At 72.1% G+C, this 18,475-nt stretch carries 19 protein-coding genes; 7 read left to right on the top strand and 12 right to left on the bottom strand.

Going from position 1 to position 18,475, the window contains the following annotated elements; genetic code table 11:
* Positions 1-45 precede the first annotated feature (45 nt).
* Positions 46-513: a hypothetical protein gene (locus AC067Z_RS20645; RefSeq protein ID WP_478791066.1), complete on the bottom strand. Its 468-nt coding sequence runs from the start codon at positions 511-513 to the stop codon at positions 46-48.
* Positions 513-983, bottom strand: a complete 471-nt coding sequence (locus tag AC067Z_RS20640; protein ID WP_478791001.1) for an ATP-binding protein — start codon at positions 981-983, stop codon at positions 513-515. The genes AC067Z_RS20645 and AC067Z_RS20640 overlap by 1 nt, the downstream gene beginning before the upstream one ends.
* Positions 984-1,109: 126 nt before the next feature.
* On the opposite strand from AC067Z_RS20640, the gene AC067Z_RS20635 reads away from it, so the two are divergent.
* Both AC067Z_RS20635 and AC067Z_RS20630 read left to right on the top strand, forming a co-directional pair.
* Positions 1,110-1,970 carry a helix-turn-helix domain-containing protein gene (locus AC067Z_RS20635; protein WP_478791000.1) on the top strand — a complete coding sequence of 287 codons (861 nt, stop codon included), beginning with the start codon at positions 1,110-1,112 and terminating at the stop codon, positions 1,968-1,970.
* Positions 1,971-2,207, top strand: a complete 237-nt coding sequence (locus AC067Z_RS20630; RefSeq protein ID WP_478790999.1) for a DUF397 domain-containing protein — start codon at positions 1,971-1,973, stop codon at positions 2,205-2,207. It begins immediately after the preceding gene.
* Here the strand turns inward: AC067Z_RS20630 and AC067Z_RS20625 are convergent.
* The 3 genes from AC067Z_RS20625 to AC067Z_RS20615 are packed head-to-tail and all read right to left on the bottom strand — an operon-like array spanning position 2,200 to position 6,592.
* Positions 2,200-4,107 (bottom strand): M64 family metallopeptidase, encoded by a 1,908-nt coding sequence (locus tag AC067Z_RS20625; RefSeq protein ID WP_478790998.1) that lies wholly within the window; start codon positions 4,105-4,107, stop codon positions 2,200-2,202. The genes AC067Z_RS20630 and AC067Z_RS20625 overlap by 8 nt on opposite strands.
* Positions 4,108-4,130: 23 nt before the next feature.
* Entirely contained in the window at positions 4,131-5,303 is a 1,173-nt protein-coding gene (locus AC067Z_RS20620) for an anhydro-N-acetylmuramic acid kinase (protein ID WP_478790997.1), read from the bottom strand.
* Complete coding sequence (locus AC067Z_RS20615; RefSeq protein WP_478790996.1) at positions 5,300-6,592, bottom strand: MFS transporter; 1,293 nt, start codon at positions 6,590-6,592, stop codon at positions 5,300-5,302. Before AC067Z_RS20615 ends, AC067Z_RS20620 begins: the two co-directional genes overlap by 4 nt.
* 251 nt (positions 6,593-6,843) lie before the next feature.
* Here AC067Z_RS20615 and AC067Z_RS20610 point away from each other — a divergent pair, with 251 nt between their 5' ends.
* A complete protein-coding gene (locus AC067Z_RS20610) occupies positions 6,844-8,244 on the top strand; it encodes a PQQ-dependent sugar dehydrogenase (RefSeq protein ID WP_478790995.1) in 1,401 nt (466 codons plus the stop codon).
* Entirely contained in the window at positions 8,234-9,157 is a 924-nt protein-coding gene (locus AC067Z_RS20605) for a LamG-like jellyroll fold domain-containing protein (protein WP_478790994.1), read from the top strand. Before AC067Z_RS20610 ends, AC067Z_RS20605 begins: the two co-directional genes overlap by 11 nt.
* 43 nt (positions 9,158-9,200) lie before the next feature.
* Here AC067Z_RS20605 and AC067Z_RS20600 read toward each other — a convergent pair whose 3' ends face one another.
* Positions 9,201-10,565, bottom strand: a complete 1,365-nt coding sequence (locus tag AC067Z_RS20600) for a glycosyltransferase 87 family protein (protein ID WP_478790993.1) — start codon at positions 10,563-10,565, stop codon at positions 9,201-9,203.
* Between the two features lie 122 nt (positions 10,566-10,687).
* Between AC067Z_RS20600 and AC067Z_RS20595 the strand changes: the two genes are divergently transcribed.
* A complete protein-coding gene (locus AC067Z_RS20595; protein WP_478790992.1) occupies positions 10,688-11,860 on the top strand; it encodes a molybdopterin-dependent oxidoreductase in 1,173 nt (390 codons plus the stop codon).
* On the top strand, positions 11,860-12,399 hold the full coding sequence (locus AC067Z_RS20590) for a hypothetical protein (protein WP_478790991.1): 540 nt from the start codon (positions 11,860-11,862) through the stop codon (positions 12,397-12,399). The genes AC067Z_RS20595 and AC067Z_RS20590 overlap by 1 nt, the downstream gene beginning before the upstream one ends.
* Here AC067Z_RS20590 and AC067Z_RS20585 read toward each other — a convergent pair.
* The gene (locus tag AC067Z_RS20585; RefSeq protein ID WP_478790990.1) at positions 12,290-12,889 is read right to left on the bottom strand and encodes an NADPH-dependent FMN reductase; all 600 of its coding nucleotides are present in this window, start codon (positions 12,887-12,889) and stop codon (positions 12,290-12,292) included. The genes AC067Z_RS20590 and AC067Z_RS20585 overlap by 110 nt on opposite strands.
* Positions 12,890-13,040: 151 nt before the next feature.
* On the opposite strand from AC067Z_RS20585, the gene AC067Z_RS20580 reads away from it, so the two are divergent.
* Positions 13,041-13,895: a helix-turn-helix transcriptional regulator gene (locus AC067Z_RS20580; protein ID WP_478790989.1), complete on the top strand. Its 855-nt coding sequence runs from the start codon at positions 13,041-13,043 to the stop codon at positions 13,893-13,895.
* A 15-nt stretch (positions 13,896-13,910) separates the two neighbouring features.
* Here the strand turns inward: AC067Z_RS20580 and AC067Z_RS20575 are convergent, their stop codons facing one another.
* From AC067Z_RS20575 to AC067Z_RS20555, 5 genes are all read right to left on the bottom strand, one after another.
* Complete coding sequence (locus tag AC067Z_RS20575; protein WP_478790988.1) at positions 13,911-14,558, bottom strand: methyltransferase domain-containing protein; 648 nt, start codon at positions 14,556-14,558, stop codon at positions 13,911-13,913.
* Entirely contained in the window at positions 14,555-15,196 is a 642-nt protein-coding gene (locus AC067Z_RS20570) for a TIGR04282 family arsenosugar biosynthesis glycosyltransferase (RefSeq protein WP_478790987.1), read from the bottom strand. The genes AC067Z_RS20575 and AC067Z_RS20570 overlap by 4 nt, the downstream gene beginning before the upstream one ends.
* Entirely contained in the window at positions 15,193-15,876 is a 684-nt protein-coding gene (locus tag AC067Z_RS20565) for a glycosyltransferase family 2 protein (RefSeq protein ID WP_478790986.1), read from the bottom strand. Before AC067Z_RS20565 ends, AC067Z_RS20570 begins: the two co-directional genes overlap by 4 nt.
* Complete coding sequence (locus tag AC067Z_RS20560) at positions 15,873-16,928, bottom strand: NAD-dependent epimerase/dehydratase family protein (protein ID WP_478790985.1); 1,056 nt, start codon at positions 16,926-16,928, stop codon at positions 15,873-15,875. Before AC067Z_RS20560 ends, AC067Z_RS20565 begins: the two co-directional genes overlap by 4 nt.
* A 110-nt stretch (positions 16,929-17,038) precedes the next feature.
* On the bottom strand, positions 17,039-18,385 hold the full coding sequence (locus AC067Z_RS20555) for a 6-phospho-beta-glucosidase (protein ID WP_478790984.1): 1,347 nt from the start codon (positions 18,383-18,385) through the stop codon (positions 17,039-17,041).
* Positions 18,386-18,475 lie beyond the last annotated feature (90 nt).

Below are 18,475 nucleotides of genomic sequence, written 5' to 3'. Positions count from 1 at the left end.
CGGCGGGCGCCCGCCGAGGTCGGCGGACCCCGTTCCCGGCGGCTGTCACGCGATGCGGGCGGTGCCGAGCCCGGCAGGCCACCGCGGCGTGGTGCCGGTGAGCTGGCAGGTCATCAGGTACAGCGGAATGGGGGGCGTGTAAGGGCTGGGGCCGTCGGGCTCGCGGATCAGCCGGGGGGCCTCGCCGGGCACCCGCGCTCCGTGGGCGTAGTGCGCGGGCAGCGGCCACAGGAGGTCGAGGTCGGAGCCGGCCGGCACGATCCACCACCACCACTGGCTGTCGGCGAAGACACAGCCGCTGGCCGGCATGCGGCCGAGGAGCCGCAAGCCGAAGCGGGCGGGCACGCCGACGGCATCGCAGCCGAGTGTTGCCGGGAGGGCCGCCGGCAGATCGAGAAGGGTGAGCCGGGCCTCCCGGTGTCCGTGGACCGGGCGCGGCTGCTCGGTGGGGCGGGGCGGAGGGTGGGCCGGACGGTGGCGCGCTCCGCGGTTGAGGAGCGTCGTCAGACACATCAGCACGGCCACTCCGGCTCGAACGGCTCGTCGCCGTCGGACAGTTCGGCCCATACGACCCGGCCGGTGCCGTGCTCGCAGTCGTAGGTCCCCCAGGCACTGCTGACCGCCTCGACGAGCAGCAGCCCCCGCCCGCGCTCCTCCTCCAGACCGTGGCAGACGCGGGGACCTGTGGGGGCGGAGCCCTGGTCCTGCACGGTGATGCGCAACAGCGAGTCGGAGCGGAGGAAATGACAGGACACCAGATTCCCGTCGGTGTGCACGACGGCGTTGGTGACCAGTTCGGAGACGATCAGCAGGGCCGTGTCACGTGTGTCGTCGTCGATCGCCCAGAGGCGGAGCCGCTCGGCGGCCAGGGCTCTCGCGCGCGAGACGGATTCGACGCGCGCCGCCACCTCGAAGCCGTACGGGGAAAGGGTGGTGTCCGGACTCGCGTCCAGGAGGGGGGTGGTGAGCGCGTCACGGTTCACACGACCATCCTCCCGCTGCACCAGTCACCTTGACAAGGCCCACTGTGAAAAATCCAGAGTGGGCATATTCATCGCAGAGGTGCCGTGGCACACTGCTCGCAACACTGCACGTGGGGAGGTCTCGAAGTGAGTGAACCGCGGTCCGCCCCCACTGTGGGACAGGTCGTCCTCGGTAGGCGCCTGCAGGATCTCCGGGAGCGGGCCGGTCTCAAACGCGAGGAAGCCGCCAAGGTCCTTCGCGTCGCCCCCGGCACCATCCGCAGGATGGAGACCGCCGAGGTCGCGCTGAAGATTCCCTATGTCCAGCTGCTGCTCGGTGCGTACGGAATCGGCGAGGAAGAGGCCCGCGGGTTCGTGGAGCTGGCCGAGGAGGCCAACAAGCCGGGCTGGTGGCAGCGTTTCCATGACGTCCTGCCGGGCTGGTTCAGCATGTACGTCAGCCTGGAGGGGGCGGCAAGCCTCATCCGTGCGTATGAACCGCAGTTCGTGCCCGGGCTGCTCCAGACGGAGGACTACGCGCGGGCGATCATGTACAGCGGGGCCATCGGGCACACCGACCCGGAGGACGTCGAGCGCTACATCGCGCTTCGGATGGAGCGTCAGTCGCTGCTCGCACGGCCCGACTCGCCCAGGCTCTGGGTGATCATCGACGAGACGGTGCTGCGCAGGCCGGTCGGCGGACCCGGTGTGATGAGGGCACAGGTCGAGAAGCTGCTCGACTGTGCGCGACTGCCCCATGTGACCCTGCAGATCGCGGAGTTCGCGAGCGGGCACCACCCCGGCACCTACGGGCCGTTCGTGCTCTTCAGGTTCGCCATGCCGGAACTGCCCGACATGGTCTACAGCGAGTATCTGACCGGAGCCGTCTACCTCGACGCGCGCCCCGAGGTCGCCACGCATCTGGAGGTCATGGACCGCATGGCGGCACAGGCCGCAACGGCACCTCGTACGAAGGAGATTCTCCATGAACTCCGCAAGGAGCTGTGAATGATTCACATATACAACGGCATGCCCGCAGGTGAGCTGGGCGAGGACGGCTGGCACAAACCCTGGAGCGGTGGCAACGGCGGCAACTGCGTCGAGACCATGAAGCTCGCCGACGGCAGGGTCGCGGTGCGGCAGTCCGCCGACCCGGACGGACCCGCTCTCATCTACACCTCCGTCGAGATCGCCGCGTTCATCCAGGGGGCGAAGTCCGGCAAGGCGGACTTCCTGGTCAGCTGACCTGTTGCCGCGGGGGCAGCAGAGTCACCAGGAACCGCTTCGCGGACGAGATGTTCCCGGCAGGGTCGACGGTGCGGTGCTCGATCGTGTGGGTGCCGTAGTCGGGCGTGGCGTCGTCCCAGGGGACTGCACGGGGCGTGCCGAGCTTTCCGTACACGAGGTCGTCGATCACCGTGCCCTGCGGGGTGAACCGATAGGGGGCGTCGGCGTCGGTGGGCCACCCGTAGTACGTCTGCCAGCCGTCGCCGTCGACCCTGAACTGGCGCACCACATAGCCGTCCTGGTCGTCCTCGGCGGTCAGCCTCATCGTGAACGGGCCGTCGTAGACGTACTCCACCGGCCGGCCGGGTCGGTGGACCGTCCGCAGCGGCTCGGAGAGCGCGTACGCGCCCGTAGCCGGCGCCGCGTCCACGGTCCAGGCGAGCCTCGCGTCCGTACCCGGGATCGAGGCCGTCAGCCGGTGGGTGCCGGGCCGCAGGCGAAGCCTGCCCAGGTCCAGGTCACGGTCGTTGCCGGGGTTCGCGACGGGCCGGCCGTCGAGCGCCCAGCGGACCACAGGTGTGCGGTCGGCCGGGTGCGTGGTGTCGGCGTACACGACCGCGCCGGCCCCGACCGGTGCGGCGGTCCCGGTGTGGTCCGTGAAGGCGGCGGCCACAGGCGTCGGACTGGTCGTCGCGGCGGTGTCCACCGTCCAGGTCACCGTGCGCGTGAGAGCGGAGGAGGCGCGCGCGGCCGGGTCCCGTACGAACGGTGTGGGATCCGAGACCGTCGCCGTCAGCGCATGTGTTCCGGCCGGGATCCGGAGCCGGCGCAGATCGACGGTGCGTGCGTCGCCCACCGCACGCAGCCGTTCGCCGTCCAGCCGCCACACGACGTCGAGTTCACCGCCGACCGGGTGCAACGTGTCCACCCAGACCGTCCGGTCGTCACCGACCGGTGCGGTGTTCGGGGTGTGGTCCTGGACGAGGTTCACCTTGGCGGAGATCTTCTGCACCATCACTTCCCGCTCGACCTGGTCGAACGGGTACCCGAGGGTCTTCATGATCGAGTGCTTGCTGGGGCGCCACACACCCTGGGTGCTGTACATCCCGCCCTCGTGGCGGCCGATCTTCCCGCCGGCTTCGCTCTCCTCGCCCAGCCAGCGCCACCACTTCGCGCGCTGCCCCCGCATCTGCTCCTCGGTCAGCAGGGTGTGATGGGCGGAGGCCGGTTCGCCGCCGCCGTAGGTGCCGCCGGGCACCCCGCGCGCGTAGTAGTCGTACTCGTCCTGGAGCTTGCCGAGCGAATGGCCGATCTCGTGCGGGGTGATCAGGGAGGACAGGGGGTTGCCGCCGGAAGCGGTGGCATAGGTGCCGCCCGCGCCGCCATAGGTGTCGCTGTTGGCGAGCGCCACGATCTGCCGGTTCGCGTCCGCCGTCCCCGGCACCAGATCGGCCAGTGCGGTGGCGGCACCGCTGTCCACGGTCAGCAGACGCTGCACGCTCTCCGGGTTGCAGCCGCCCCAGAAGCCCATGCCGAGCGGGGTGTCGCGGCGCGGGGCGTCGAGGCCCGGATCGCAGTCGACACCGGACTCGGGGGAGGGGACCTCCACCGCCCACACATTGATGTACGAGCGGTAGGAGGCGAACGGCTCCGTAGACCACAGCACGCTCAGATGGGTCTCCACGTCCGCGCGGAACTCCGGCAGCTCGTCGGCCGTGTAACCGTCGCCGAGCACCACCAGGTTGAAGCGCTTGTCCGCCGGGCCCGTCGTCTGCACCGGAACGACCCTCGCCGCCTCCGTCACCGGCACGTCCGCCGCGGCGCCCGAAGCGCCGGTGCCGAGCAGCGTCGAAACGAGAACGGCACTCGCGGTCGCGAACAGGGCTGCCCTGCGCACCGGTGTGACGGATGAGGTCATGGTGATGCAGCGTACGCGCGCGATCAACGCTCGGTAAAGATGAGGGAGTTGACCGAGTCCTGCCCTGTGGCCGGAAGTTGCAGCCGACCGCTTCCCGGAGTGAGGGAGCCGAGCACCCGCGCGGCTCGCGCACCCGTGCAGGACGGCACGCTCCCGGGCAGCCCGTGCGCGGTGAGGAACCCCAGCACGGCGAACGCGTATGCCTCCTTGGCCGCGGCCGGCAGTCCCAGTTCGTCCGACACACGCAGCCGGATCTTGCCCAGCTCCGCGCCGAGCATGGCCATCAGCACGGGATTGCGCGTGCCTCCGCCCGAGGCGATCACCTCGGTCGCACCCAACGGCCGGACCGCGTCCGCGACGGTCCGTGCCGTCAGCCGGGTGAGCGTGGCCACCACGTCCTCGGGCGCGAGCGCACCGAAACCTTCCCGTGCGGCCCGCAGATAGCCCCGGTGGAACAGTTCCTTGCCCGTCGTCTTCGGTGCGGGCAGCCGGTAGTACGGCTCGGCGAGCAGCCGTTCCAGCAGCGGCCGGTGGACGGCCCCGGCCGCCGCGAGCGCGCCCCCGGCGTCGTACGAGGCGCGGCCGCCGGTCATCTCCAGCACCGCCGCGTCCACCAGCGCGTTGGCGGGACCCGTGTCGAAGGCGACCGGGTCGCCCCCGGCCGGGACGGCGGTGACATTGGCGATCCCGCCCAGATTCAGGGCGACCGGGACCCCGGGCCGGCCGCGCAGCCACAGCACGTCCATCAGGCTCACGAGCGGCGCACCCTGACCGCCCGCCGCGATGTCACGGGTCCGGAAGCCGGAGACCAACGGCAGGCCGGTCGCCTCCGCGATCCACGCCGGTTCCCCCAACTGGAGCGTGCCGTGCGCCTGTCCGTCCTCCACCCAGTGGTGCACCGTCTGGCCGTGCGATGCCACCAGCTCGGCCCGCCCCGCGCACAGTTCGCGGTCCGCGCGTACGGCTGCTTCGGCGAAGGCCTGGCCGATCCGCGTGTCGAGCAGGCAGACCTCCGCGAGTGTGGTGGCCGCGGGCGGCAGGGCGCCGGACAGCGCCGCCCGCAGTGCGTCGTCGTACCCGCCGCTGATCATTCCGAGCGGGGTCACGGTCAGTGTGCCGCCCTCGAGCCGGATGTCGGCCGCAGCCGCGTCGATCGCGTCGTACGACGTCCCCGACATCAGCCCCACGACCCTCACCGCAGCGCTCCGCGATGGTCGTCGCCGCGCAGACTCAGGAGCGCGAACACACTGACCGCGCAGGTCGCCGCCGCGTAGTACGCGGGGATGTCCACGTTGCCCGTCCTCTTGATCAGTTCGGTGATGATGAGCCCCGCGCAGCCCGAGAACACCGCGTTGGACAGGGCGTACGCCAGTCCCAGACCCGTGTACCGCACCCGTGTCGGGAACATCTCGGCGAGCATCGCGGGTCCCGGTCCCGCCAGCAGGCCGACCACGGCGCCCGCGACGAACACCGAGACCCCCTTGAGCGCCGTGGAACTGCCCGTGTCCTGCAGCAGATTGATCAGTGGCAGGGCCAGGACCACCACCAGCACGGCGCCGCTCAGCATCACCGCGCGGCGCCCGATCCGGTCACTGAGCGCGCCCGCGGGGATGATGGCGGCGGCGAAACCGAGGTTGGCGAGGACCGTGGCCACCAGGGCCTCCTGGAACGAGGCGTTCAGCACGGATTGCAGGTAGGCGGGCAGTACCACCAGGAACGTGTAACCCGCGGCCGCCCAGCCCATGATCCGCCCCGCCCCGAGCAGGATCGCGCGCACCACTTCGCCCGTCGGGGGTGGCGGCACAGGTTCCGCGGCCACCCGCCGGAAGCTCGGAGTCTCCTCCAGGCGCAGCCGCAGCCACAGCGCGACCGCCCCCAGCGGCAGCGTCAGCAGGAACGGCAGCCGCCAGCCCCAGTCGCTGAGCGCACTCTCGGTGAGAACGGTCGCGAGCAGCGCCGCAACACCCGCGCCGCCCAGCAACCCGAGCGCCACCGTGAAGGACTGCCATGACCCGTACAGGCCGCGTTTCCCCGGTGGAGCGAACTCCGTCATGAGAGAGACGGCGCCGCCGAACTCGCCGCCCGCGGACAGCCCCTGGAGGATGCGCAGAAACGTGAGGAGCCAGGGCGCGGCGGCCCCGGCCGTCGCGTACGTCGGCAGCACGCCGATCAGGGTCGTCGCCAGGGTCATCAGTCCGATGACGAGGATCAGCGTCGGCCGCCGGCCGATCCGGTCGCCGATCCGCCCGAACAGGGCGGCCCCCACGGGACGGAAGAAGAAGGCGAGCGCGAACGAGGCGTAGGTCTTCACCAGGCCCTCGACGTCGCTGCCGCCCTCGGGGGTGAAGAAGTTCGCGGCGATGATCGTCGCGAAGTACCCGTAGACCCCGAACTCGTACCACTCCACGAAGTTGCCGACCGAACCGGCCAGCAGTGCGCGACGGGAGCGTACGGGCGGGTCGGTCCGTTCGGCGGAAGTTGTCATTCCCTTTCTCTGCCCGCCGTGGGCCAAAGGGATGCGACGCGCCGCCAGGAGTCGTCGTCCCGGCCGTCGACGGGAGGACCCGACCCCGCGTCACATCCTCGGCATCGCACCCCTTGCCGCCCTCCGCCGCGATCGGTAGCTTGGCGCAGGCACGTTGAGGAAGCGCTTTCTATGCCGTTCGACTCGACGAGGTGAACTGGATGCCCCAGCGGAGAAAGAGCCGGTTAGCCATTTCTGCGGGAGTGCTCCTGATGGCGCTTCTCGCGCCACCGGCAAGCGCACAGGACGACGGACCCATAGCCGACCCGCTGCCCGACCCGACCGTCTCCCGGCACGGGCTCGTGCTCGAGGAGTTCGCGACGCTGCCGAAGTCGGAGTCCGTCCCGCCACCGACCGACGCCCGGCTCAAACGCTGGGCCCGCATCAACTACCTCGGGGAGATCCCCGACCGCTCCCGGCGGCTGTACGTCCCGGACCTCAACGGAAGCCTGCACCTCCTCGACCGCAACGGCAGATCGCACCGGTACCTCGACGTCGCCGCCGCCGTGGGACCCGACTTCTGGTCGCACAAGGGACTCGGCAGCGGCTTCGGTTTCGTCGCCTTCCACCCGCGGTTCGCGGCCAACGGAAAGTTCTACACCGTCCACACCGAGGCCCGTGACGCGCTCACCACCAAGCCGGTGGACCTCGCCGCGCCCGCCGTCACCCGCATCCACTCGGTCATCACCGAATGGACCGCCGACGACCCCGCCGCGGACACCTTCACCGGCACCCGGCGCGAGGTCATGCGCCTCGGATTCCAGGACACCTACCACGACATCCAGGAGATCAACTTCAACCCGAACGCCCGCCCCTGGGACCAGGACCACGGGCTGCTGTACGTCGCCGTCGGCGACGGGGCGGCGGGCGTGGGCGGCGCCGTGCCGCAGGACCTGACCGCCCCCCAGGGCAAGATCCTGCGGATCGACCCGCTCGGCCACGACGGCGCGGGCGGCAAGTACGGCATCCCCGCCACCAACCCCTTCGCGGGACAGCCCGGACGGCTCGGCGAGATCTACGCCTACGGGCTCCGCGACCCCCACCGCTTCAGCTGGGACACCGGAGGCCGCCACCAGATGTTCGTCGGGCACATCGGCGAGCACCGCGTGGAGTCCGTGTACGACGTGCGGGCCGGCGACAACTTCGGCTGGAGCAACCGCGAAGGCCCCTTCGCCTACCGCAAGGACGACAATCCCACGTGCGGCGTCTTCCCGCTCCCTGCCGACGACGCGCAGTACGGCTACACGTATCCCGTCGCCGCGTTCGACCACAACCCGCCCGCCGACAGGCCCTGCGCCGACAGCGGCAACGCCCTGATCGGCGGCTTCGTCTACCGGGGCCGGCACATCCCCGAGCTGTACGGGAAGTACATCTACGCCGAGGGCGTCGGGGGCCGCATCTTCTCCTCCGACGTCGCGCGCATGAAACGCGGCGGACCGCTCGCCGAGGTCCACCAGCTCCAGATTTTCGACTCCGACGGCACACGGACCACCATGCAGGCGCTCGCCGGCGACGCACGCGTCGACCTCCGGTTCGGCACCGACCGCTCCGGCGAGCTCTATGTCCTCGCCAAGGCCAACGGCAAGGTCTGGAAGGTGTCCGATGCGAGGTAACGGCACACTCGCCCTCGTCCTGGCCGCCGGACTGTGCGCCACGGCGGCGGCACCGGCGGGCGGCGTGCCGGACCCCGTACTCCCCACCGTGCAGCGCAATCTCGTCGCGCACTACGACTTCGGACATCCCGTCCCCGGCGCCCCCGCCTGGGAACGTGACCGCGGCCGGTCGGGCACCGACATCCGGCTCGTCGGCGGCGGCACACGGATGCGGGTGTGGGACGAGGACCGTGGCAGCGTGCTCCGCACCCGGCAGATCTCACCCACGGTGCAGAGCAACGACGACTGGAAGGCAGGCGTCTACGGACCCGGGGGAGTGCCGACCCTGAAAGCCTTCAACGGGGTCCGCGGGGCCACGGTCATGGGCTGGTTCAAGATGACCGGCGACAATCCGTTCCCGAACTCCAACTCGGCCGACCCCGAAGACCGTTACGGCGCCATCGGTCTCGCCGGTGTTCTTTCCGGCACCTCGCAGGGGCACGACGTGCGCGCCCTCCTCGAACTCATCACGGTCGACGGCGAGATGAAGGTCGTGGCACTCGGCCGCCGCGTCGACGGCGGCAGTTCGCAGACGTTCGCCGCCGACGGGAACTGGCAGGACCTGCTGCCGCGGGACACGTGGGTGTTCCTGGCCGCGACCTTCGACTACGACGACGCCACCATGGCGCTGTACCGCAACGGCCGTCCGCTGCCCGGCTCCTACACCCTCACCGGCGACCCCTGGGCCGTCGAAGGACCCCCCGAACCGGACACGGCCACCGCCAGCGACCCGCGAGGCATCAAGATCGGCGGCAGTTATCCGCAGAACACGAAGGAGGGCAACCCCTGCGACTGCCGGATGGACGACCTGATGTTCCTCGACCGCGTCCTGACACCCGGCGAGATCCGCGCGCAGTTCCGGCACAGCAGATGACCGACGGGGCTCGGCGTGCCACGTCGGCGGCGACCCGCGACGGTCAGCCGCCGACGCCCGCCTTCCCTGCCGCGCGACGCCGCAGCACCCGGCCCGCGAGCACCATGCCCGCTGCGATCGCGTACGCCGTCGTTCCCACCGTCTCCGGGTCGGCGTCCGTGTGCACGGTCACGTACTTCGCCGCCCCCGCCGCGGCGACCCCCAGCCATTCCCACCGCCCGTCCATCGCCACCAGGGCGACCAGCAGCAGGGCATACCACGAATAGCCGGGAGTCAGCAGCAGGAACGCCGTGCCCGTCACCAACAGTGCGCCGCTCCAGGGACGTTCGGGATCACCGCGCCGCACCACGTACGCCACCACGCCCGCCAGCACGACGGCCACCACAGGCAGCGCCCAGTCGTCCGGGAGCACCAGACGCAGCAGGGCGTAGCGGCCGCGCGCGGCCGGGTCGTCGTACCCCTCCTCCTTCGTGTAACCGCTCAGATAGCCGAACACCGAGCCCCGGGACACCAGGACGTACGGCAGATACGTCAGTCCCACCACCGCCGCCGCGGGCAGCAGCACCGCGGCGGCGTCCCGCGGCCGCCGCACCCCCGACAGCGCCCCCGGCAGCACCACCGCCGGCATCAGCTTCGTCGCCACCGCCGCGCCGAGCAGGATCCCGCCGCGTACCCGGCCGTGCACCACCACACCCAGCCCCGCCACCGCGAGCAGTACCCCCAGCACATCCGCGTGCGCGTTGTTCACCGCCTCGACCGGAACGGCGGGACACAGCGCCCAGCAGGCCGCCCCGCGCGGATCGCCGTGCCTGCGCAGCACCAGAAGCAGCACCACGGTCGTGCCGACCGCGAGCAGTGCGCCGCCGGTCTGCAGCGCCTTGTGCCGCACACCGTCCGGCGACACCGCGTGGACCAGCAGGAACCAGCCCTCCGCGACCGGCGGATAGATGGTGTGCACCCGAGGCCGGTTGATACGCGTGCAGTGCGCCTCGCCCGCGGGACCCGGGATGCGGGCACGCTCCGCAACCTCGCACGCCGCCCCCGTGGGAAAGAGCCAGGCGTCCCGCAGCCCGGCGAGCGCCGGGTCCGCGGGCGGGTGGTCGTACGGGGAGATCCCGGCCGCCTGCACCCTGCCGTCCCACGCGTAACGGTACGAGTCGGTACTGGTGCGCGGTGGAGCCAGCAGACCGGTCGCCGCGACAGCCACACCGCCCACGAGGACCAGCGCCACCGCGTGCCGTACCGGCGCCCTGCGCACCGCCGTCACTGCCAGGGCGAACAGCACCCAGCACGCCGCGTACCACCACGACAGCCCGAAGGGGTCGCTGACGTAGCCGCCCCGCAGGACCGTCGCGGCGAGTGCGCCCGTCAGGGCCGCGACCACGACACCGGCGGTGAGGGTACGCATGATGATCACGGTTTCAGCGTGGCAGCCCGGGCGGGCGGATCGCGGTATGCGCGGTGCGACGTCCGCATTCCGTAAGGTGTCCGACCGCCCACACGGCGGTCGGCGGGGTTCTCATGGAAGACATGAAGATCCGGCCGCCCTCGATCACCCGACGGTTCGCGGACCTGCCCCGGCCTCCGCTGCCGACGTTCTCCGGCCGCCTGCACGACGCCAGGACGGCCACCGCGATCGGCCGCCTGCTGGGTGCCGCGTTCGCCGTCTGCTTCGTGACCGGTCTGATCAGCCACTATCTCCAGCATCCGCCGGTATGGGCGGCCGACCTCCTGCCGAGCAGGCCGTACTGGGGCTACCGCGTCACCCAGGGGCTGCACGTGGCCAGCGGCATCGCCGCCGTCCCGCTGCTGCTGGCGAAGCTCTGGACCGTCTACCCGCGGCTGTTCGTGCGGCCGCCGGTGCGCTCCGTACCCCACGCGCTGGAGCGGCTGTCGATCGGCGTGCTCGTCGCCGCGTCCGTCTTCCAACTGGCGATCGGGCTGCTCAACATCGTCCAGTGGTATCCCTGGCCGTTCTCCTTCGTCCCCGTCCACTTCGCCGTGGCCTGGCTGCTGACCGGCGCGCTGCTCCTGCACGTCGCCGTGAAGTATCCGCAGATCAGGGCGCATTGGACCGAACGCTCGCAGGGGACGCGCGAGCTGCCTGCCGAGGACGGTCCCGACCGGCGCTCCCTGCTGCTCGGGCTGACCGCGGCCGTAGGAGCCGTCACCGTGACGACCGTCGGCCAGTCCTTCACCCCACTACGGCGCCTCGACCTGCTCGCGCCCCGCCACCCGGACCACGGCCCGCAGGGACTGCCCGTGAACCGCACCGCCGCCGCGGCAGGAGTCGGCGCACCCGTCGCCGCCGACTGGCGGCTCACCGTGACCGGCCCGCGCCCCTACGAGCTGACGCTCGACGAACTCGTCGCCCTGCCCCAGCACACCGTCACGCTCCCCATCGCGTGCGTGGAAGGCTGGAGCAAGTCCGCCGAGTGGACCGGCGTACGCATCGAGGATCTGCTGCTGAGGGCGGGCGCCGCGCCCGGCACCGCGCTGCGCGTGATCTCGCTGGAGCGGCGCGGCGCCTACCGGATCATGGAGATGGGCGGCGGCTACACCGACGACCCCCTCACCCTCCTGGCCCTGCGCCTGAACGGACAGGTCCTCTCCCTCGACCACGGCTACCCCGCCCGCATCATCGCGCCCAACCGGCCCGGAGTGCTCCAGACCAAGTGGGTCACGAGGATGGAGGTGCTGTGATGCGGTACGTCATCGGCGCGGTCGGTCTGGCCCTGATGGCCGTCGGTGCCTCACTGCTGGTGGACGGCGGGCAGATCGGGGATGTCGCCCTGTGGCTCGTGGGCGCGGTCGTCGTGCACGACGGGATCATCGCTCCCGTGGTGCTCGCCGTGGGCCTGCTGGTCGCGAGTCTGCCCGCCCGGGGACTGGTGCGCGGGGCGCTGATGACGGCAGGCTGCCTCACCCTCGTCGCACTGCCGGTGCTGCTGCGGCCCGGCGCACCCACGAACCCCTCGGCGCTGCCGCTGGACTATCCGCGCAACTGGCTGTTGACGATCGCCGCCGTGGCGGTGATCACGCTCGCGGCCGCAGGCGGGCGATGGTGGTGGGGCCACCGCGGGCGGCCCCGCGCCCCCCGGGGCCCCCGCACGCCGTGGCACGTTCCCGGCCTCAGGCGGCGAACGGCCGCTCACGACGGGCGTCGGACAGCACGGACCCCCACCACTCCAGCTGGTCGAGCAGCACCTTCGCCGCGCCGTTCGGACCCTCCGGGGCGATGAGGGAACCGTCGGGGGCGAACAGCTCGAAGTACCGCGGGAAGCTGACGTAGTCGCGGACGGTGTGCGCGTGCAGCTCGCCGAACACCTGCCGCAACTGCTCGATCGCCAGCAGCCCGCCGCTGCCCCCGCTGTAACCCACGAAGCCGATCGCCTTGGCCTGCCACTGCGTGTAGTGCCAGTCGACGGCAGCCTTCAGGGAGGCGGGGAAACTGCGGTTGTAGTCGGGCGTCACCACCACGTAGGCGTCGGCAGCATCAAGTCGCCGGGTGAGCTCCGCCATCGCGGCCGGCCGGTCCATCCCGGGCTGAAGGGCCGGGGGCACGGGCGGCAGCGCCAGCGGCAGCGGTGTCTCCGCCAGGTCGATGACATCGACGGTGAAACGGCCGTGCTGCTCGGCCTGTTCGGCGAACCACCGGGCGACGACCGGCCCGAACCGGCCCTCCCGGACGCTGCCGACGATCACGGCGAGGTGAAGGCTGTTCTCGGACATGCGGATACTCCTTGGATGTGATCCCTCGCACCGCCCGGGCCGGGCGGCGCACCTCCCAACCTGCCGCCCTCGCCCGTGCCCAGGAAGGCCGGGCCGAGGCTGGTAGTGACAGGGCCACGATCCGCGGAGGCGGGACTGTTACGTTCGACGGGTGAGCGACAACGAGCTGGGTCTCTTCCTGCGCACGCGCCGCGAGGCGATCGCACCGGCCGACGTCGGTCTGCCCACCGGGCCGCGGCGCCGCACGCCGGGACTGCGTCGCTCCGAACTGGCCACCCTCGCCGGGGTCAGCGTCGAATACGTGACGCGCCTGGAGCAGGGCCGCGACCGCAGGCCCTCACCTCCCGTGCTGTCGGCACTGGCCGACGCGCTGCGGCTCGCGCCCGCCGAACGCATCCATCTGCACCGCCTCTCCAAGAGCGCCGACGGCGGCTTCAGCTGCATGGGGGACGCGACGCCCAACCGCCTCGTGCGGCCCCCGGTGCGCGCACTGCTCGACCGGCTCGAACCGGCCCCGGCGGTGGTGCTCAACCGCCTCGGCGAACAGCTCGCCTGGACCGACGCGTACGAACACCTCGCCCGCCCGCTCGGCATGCTCGACGGCGACCCGCCGAACCTGGCGCGCTACGTCTTCACCGACGACCGGGCACGGGAGGCGTTCCCCGACTGGGACCAGGTGGCCGACGAACAGGTCGCCGCGCTGAAGCAGGGACCGTTCCTGGCGGACCGCCATGTCGCGGGCCTGGCGGACGAACTGACGGTGACCGCGGGAGCGGTGTTCGCCGACCGGGTGCGGTCCGTGCCGGGCCTGCCACGACCCAACGGCGTCACGCGCCTCACCCACCCCGAGGCGGGCGCACTGCGCCTGTCCTACGAGACGCTGGAACTCCCGACGGACGACGACCAGCGCCTGCTGGTGCAGCTGCCTGCGGACGAGGCGACGTCGCGGGGACTGGACGCGTTGACGGGCCGCCGCCCGGGGGCGCTGCGGGTGGTCTCCGGCTGAGAGGGGCCCACCGCGTCACCTTGCCCGCCGCAGCACCGCGAAGTGCCGGCCCGCCGACGTCCACGTCTCGCCCCGTACCCACCCCGTCGCCCCCGCGTACCGGCGCAGCGCCGCCGACCCCACCCTGGCCCAGGGAAAGGCCGCACCCTCGACGCCCGCGCCAGCGAACACCCGGACCTCCGCCCGCTCGTCCACGTCCAGCGGCGACGTCTCCACGATCACGCAGCCGTCGGCAGCGACCACTTCACCCACCCGCGCCAGCAGGGCCGCCGGGTCGCCGCCGATGCCGACGTTGCCGTCGATCAGCAGGGCCGTGTCCCACATGCCCTCCCTCGGCACAGGGTCGAACACCGACCGGCGCAACGCCCTCCCGCCGATGCGTATCGTGCGCGCCACGGCCTCCGGGCTGACGTCGATGCCGAGCGCGGGCAGGCCGAGCGCCGCCAGCGCCGCGACCAGGCGGCCGGGGCCGCAGCCGATGTCCAGGACTGCTCCCCGGCACCGTTCCAGCACGGTGAGATCCGCGTCGTCCGGGTCGGCGCACCAGCGTTCGACCTCCAGCGGCAGCAGCCAGCCGTCCGGGCGCCGCAGGAACAACGGCCCGCGTTCGGTCCGCAGGGCATCGGTGTACGGGTCGGCCTGCCAGGCGGCCGGGGCCGTCATCGGGCCCCCGCCCCGGCCAGCCGGGCCAGGGTCGCGGCGAACCGGGTCCGCGGCGCGAGCGCGGCGACGGCACGGGCGTCGGCGACGGTGTCCACGTCCCTGAGACGCGGCAGTTCACGTACCGTCAGCCCGGCCGCCACCAGCCGCGCCCGTTGCACCGCACCTGTCCGGGGCGACGACATCGGCACACCGCGCAGCAGTTCCGGCGACGGCGCCGCACCGAAGCCGAGCGCCCAGAAGCCGCCGTCCTCGGCGGCGCCGAAGGACGCCTCGGACGGCTCCGCCGCCAACCCTGTGAGCAGCAGTCGGGGAGTGATCTGCGGGGTGTCCATGCCCACCAGCAAAACTGGTCCGCCGGGCGCGCCCGTGCACAGCCCGAACGCGTGCGCCAGCCGTTCGTCGAGGCCGCCGCCGCACTGCGGAACGACCTCGAAGCCGGGCGGGAGCCAGTCCCCGGGCCGGCCGTCCAGGACGAGCACACGCCGTCGCGCCGGCGTGGCCCGTACGGCGTCCAGCGTGTCCCGCAGCGCGGCCTCGGCGAGCAGTGCGGCCTCCTCGGGCGTGAAGACCGGTGTCAGACGGGTCTTCACCCGGCCCGGTACCGGGGCCTTGGCGATGACGAGCAGCGTTGCGTTCACCGGACACCGCCCGCCGACTCGGCCCGTGGCTCCTCCGCCAGCACGGCGCGCATGTCGCGCACCGCCTGCCAGGTGCCCCGCCATGTGCCCGTCACCTTCGACCTCCCCGCCCTCGGCAGATACGGGACGTCCCTCTCCACGATCCGCAGTCCGGCGTCCGCCGCGCGGACCACCATCTGCAGGGGGTAGCCGCTGCGCCGGTCGGTCAGACCCAGCGCCAGCAGATCCGTCCGGCGTGCCGCTCTCATCGGGCCCAGGTCGTGCAGTCGCAGCCCGGTGCGCCTGCGCAGCATCCGCGACAGCGCGGCGTTCCCCGCCCGTGCGTGCGCGGGCCATGCCCCGCGCCCCTGCGGGCGTCGGCGGCCCAGCACCAAGTCGGACTCCCCGTCCGCGACGTGGCGTACGAATCCGGTGAGCAGCCCGGGATCCAGGCTCGCGTCGCAGTCGCAGAAGCACACGAACTCGGCGTCGGCAGCGAGCAGACCCGCATGGCACGCGGCGCCGAATCCGCGCCGCGGCTCCTGCACGACGAGGGCGCCCAGAGCGCGGGCGATCCGGTCCGAACCGTCCGTCGACCCGTTGTCGACGACGATCGCCCGCCATCCCGCCGGGATGCGTGCCAGCACCCATGGCAGGGCCTGTGCCTCGTCGAGGCACGGAAGGACGACATCCACGCTCATGACCGTGCACCCCGCAGCCCGCTCGCCGCGAACTCCGCCATGCCCTCGGTGAATCCGATGCGCGCCTTCCAGCCGAACTCGGCCGTCAGACGCGACGAGTCGGCAGTGATGTGGCGGACGTCGCCGAGCCGGAACTCGCCCGTGACGATCGGAGTGGGCCCGCCGCGCGCCTCGGCCAGCGCGGCGGCCATCTCCCCGACGGTGTGCGGGCTGCCGCTGCCGGCGTTGTACGCGGCGAGGACACCGGGTGTCCGCCCGTGGACCGCTTCCAGAGCGATCGCGTTCGCCTCCGCCACGTCGCGCACATGCACGAAGTCCCTGCGCTGGCGCCCGTCCTCGAAGACCCTCGGCGCCTCGCCCCGCTCCAGTGCCGACCGGAAGAACGAGGCGACGCCCGCGTACGGGGTGTCGCGCGGCATCCCGGGCCCGTACACGTTGTGGTAGCGCAGCGAGACCGCCCGTCCGCCGCCCGACCGGGCCCAGGCCGCGGCCAGATGCTCCTGCGCCAGCTTCGTCGCGGCGTACACGTTGCGCGGATCGGCCGGGGTGTCCTCGCCGACCAGGCCGGGTGCCGGCGCTGTCCCGCACTCCGGGCACCGGGGCTCGAAGTGCCCGGCCGCCAGGTCCGTGGCGGTGCGCGGTCCCGGCCGCACCTGCCCGTGCCGGGGACAGTCGTAGCGGCCCTCGCCGTAGATCACCATCGACCCCGCGAGCACCAGGTCCCCGACTCCCGCCTCCGCCATGGCCGCCAGCAGCACGGCGGTGCCGAGGTCGTTGCAGCCCACGTAACCGGGGGCGTCGGAGAAGTCCGTGCCGAGTCCGACCATCGCGGCCTGGTGGCACACCGCGTCCACCCCGCGCAGTGCGTGCGCCACGACCGCCCGGTCCCGTACGTCGCCGTGGACGAACTCGGCGTCCGGCAGCCGGGGAGGCACCGGATGCGCCTGGGGGAGCAGGGCGTCGAACACGACCGGATCATGTCCGCGCGACGCCAGTGCCGCGACGATGTGCGAGCCGATGAAGCCCGCGCCTCCTGTGACCAGTACTCGCATGTCCCCGACGCTACGGCGGTGATCACCCCTGATCACCGATCCGCGCGGGTGCGTCACAGGTCCGTAAGGACTCGCCAGGACCGAACGAGGGCCCGGCGTGACGCCCCCGCCTACGGCTGCCTGAGATAGGCCAGACCCGGGTGCGCGGCACGGTAACCGTCGACGAGGCGGCGGGCGACGCCCACCGAGTCGACGAGCGGATGGAGGGCGAAGGCCTTGACCGCCGTGGACAGCGAACCGCCCTCCGCGGCCGCAAGCACCTCCCGTTCGACGGCCTTGACCGAGGTCACCAGGCCGGTTGCGTGCAAGGGCAGCGGATCGACGGCCACCGGGTGCGCGCCGTTCGCGTCCACGAAGCACGGCACCTCGATCACCGCGTCCGCGTCGAGGACGGAAAGGGTGCCCCGGTTGCGGACGTTGAGGATGAGCGTGGTGCGTTCGTCGCGGGCGACGGCACGCATCAGCGCCAGTGCGACCTTCTCGTATCCGCCGGACTCCAGATCGTCCTCGTCGCGCTCCCCGACCCCGGCAGCCTCCCTGTTGGCGGCCATGTAGGTCGCCTCACGCTCGGCGAGCGTGCGTCGCCATGCGTCCAGCGGCACGCTCCCGGGACGCTTCATCTCCTCGTAGAATCCGGCCTGCTGGGCCCGCAGGAACGCACCGCGCGTCTGCTTCGCCTCCTGGTAGGCGCGCACCGTCTCGCGGTTGAAGTAGTAGTAGTGCAGGTACTCGTTCGGGATCGCGCCGATGGAGCGGAGCCAGTCCGGGCCGAAGAGCTTCCCCTCCTCGAACGAACCCAGCGCCGCGGTGTCGGCCAGCAACTCGGGCAGTCGGTCGCGTCCGCCCGTGCGCAGCCCGCGCAGCCAGCCGAGATGGTTGAGCCCGACGTAGTCGATCCACGCGGTCGCCGGATCGGCGCCGAGGATCTTCGCGACCCGGCGTCCCAGACCCACCGGGGAGTCGCAGATGCCGATGACCCGGTCGCCGAGGACCCGGCTCATCGCCTCGGTGACGAGGCCGGCCGGGTTGGTGAAGTTGATGACCCAGGCCGCGGGTGCCAGTTCCGCGACCCGGCGCGCGATGTCCACGGCCACGGGGACCGTGCGCAGCCCGTACGCGATCCCGCCCGCGCCCACCGTCTCCTGCCCGAGCACGCCCTCGGCCAGGGCGATCCGCTCGTCGGCAGCGCGTCCGTCGAGACCTCCGACGCGGATCGCGGAGAACACGAAGTCCGCGCCGCGGACCGCCTCGTCGAGGTCCCCCGTCACGGTGACGCGCGGGGCGTCGGGCTGCCCGGCGGCCTGCCCGGCGAGCACCCGTGCCACCGCGTCGAGCCGGTCCGCGTCCACGTCGTGCAGGGTGACATCGGTGACCCGGCCCTCGGCGTGATCGCCGAGCAGCGCCCCGTACACGAGAGGCACCCGGAATCCGCCGCCGCCGAGAATCGTGAGCTTCATGCCCGTACGCTACTCGGCCGCGATGGTCCGGCTTGCCTGTGACTCTGCTACGTTCCTCGGGCGAGAAACCGGTTTCTCGGCCCTGGCGCA

It is taken from the genome of Streptomyces sp. NPDC043812 (assembly GCF_056436245.1).
Note: the sequence above shows the minus strand (reverse complement) of the source record. Positions and strands in the feature narration are given on the sequence as shown.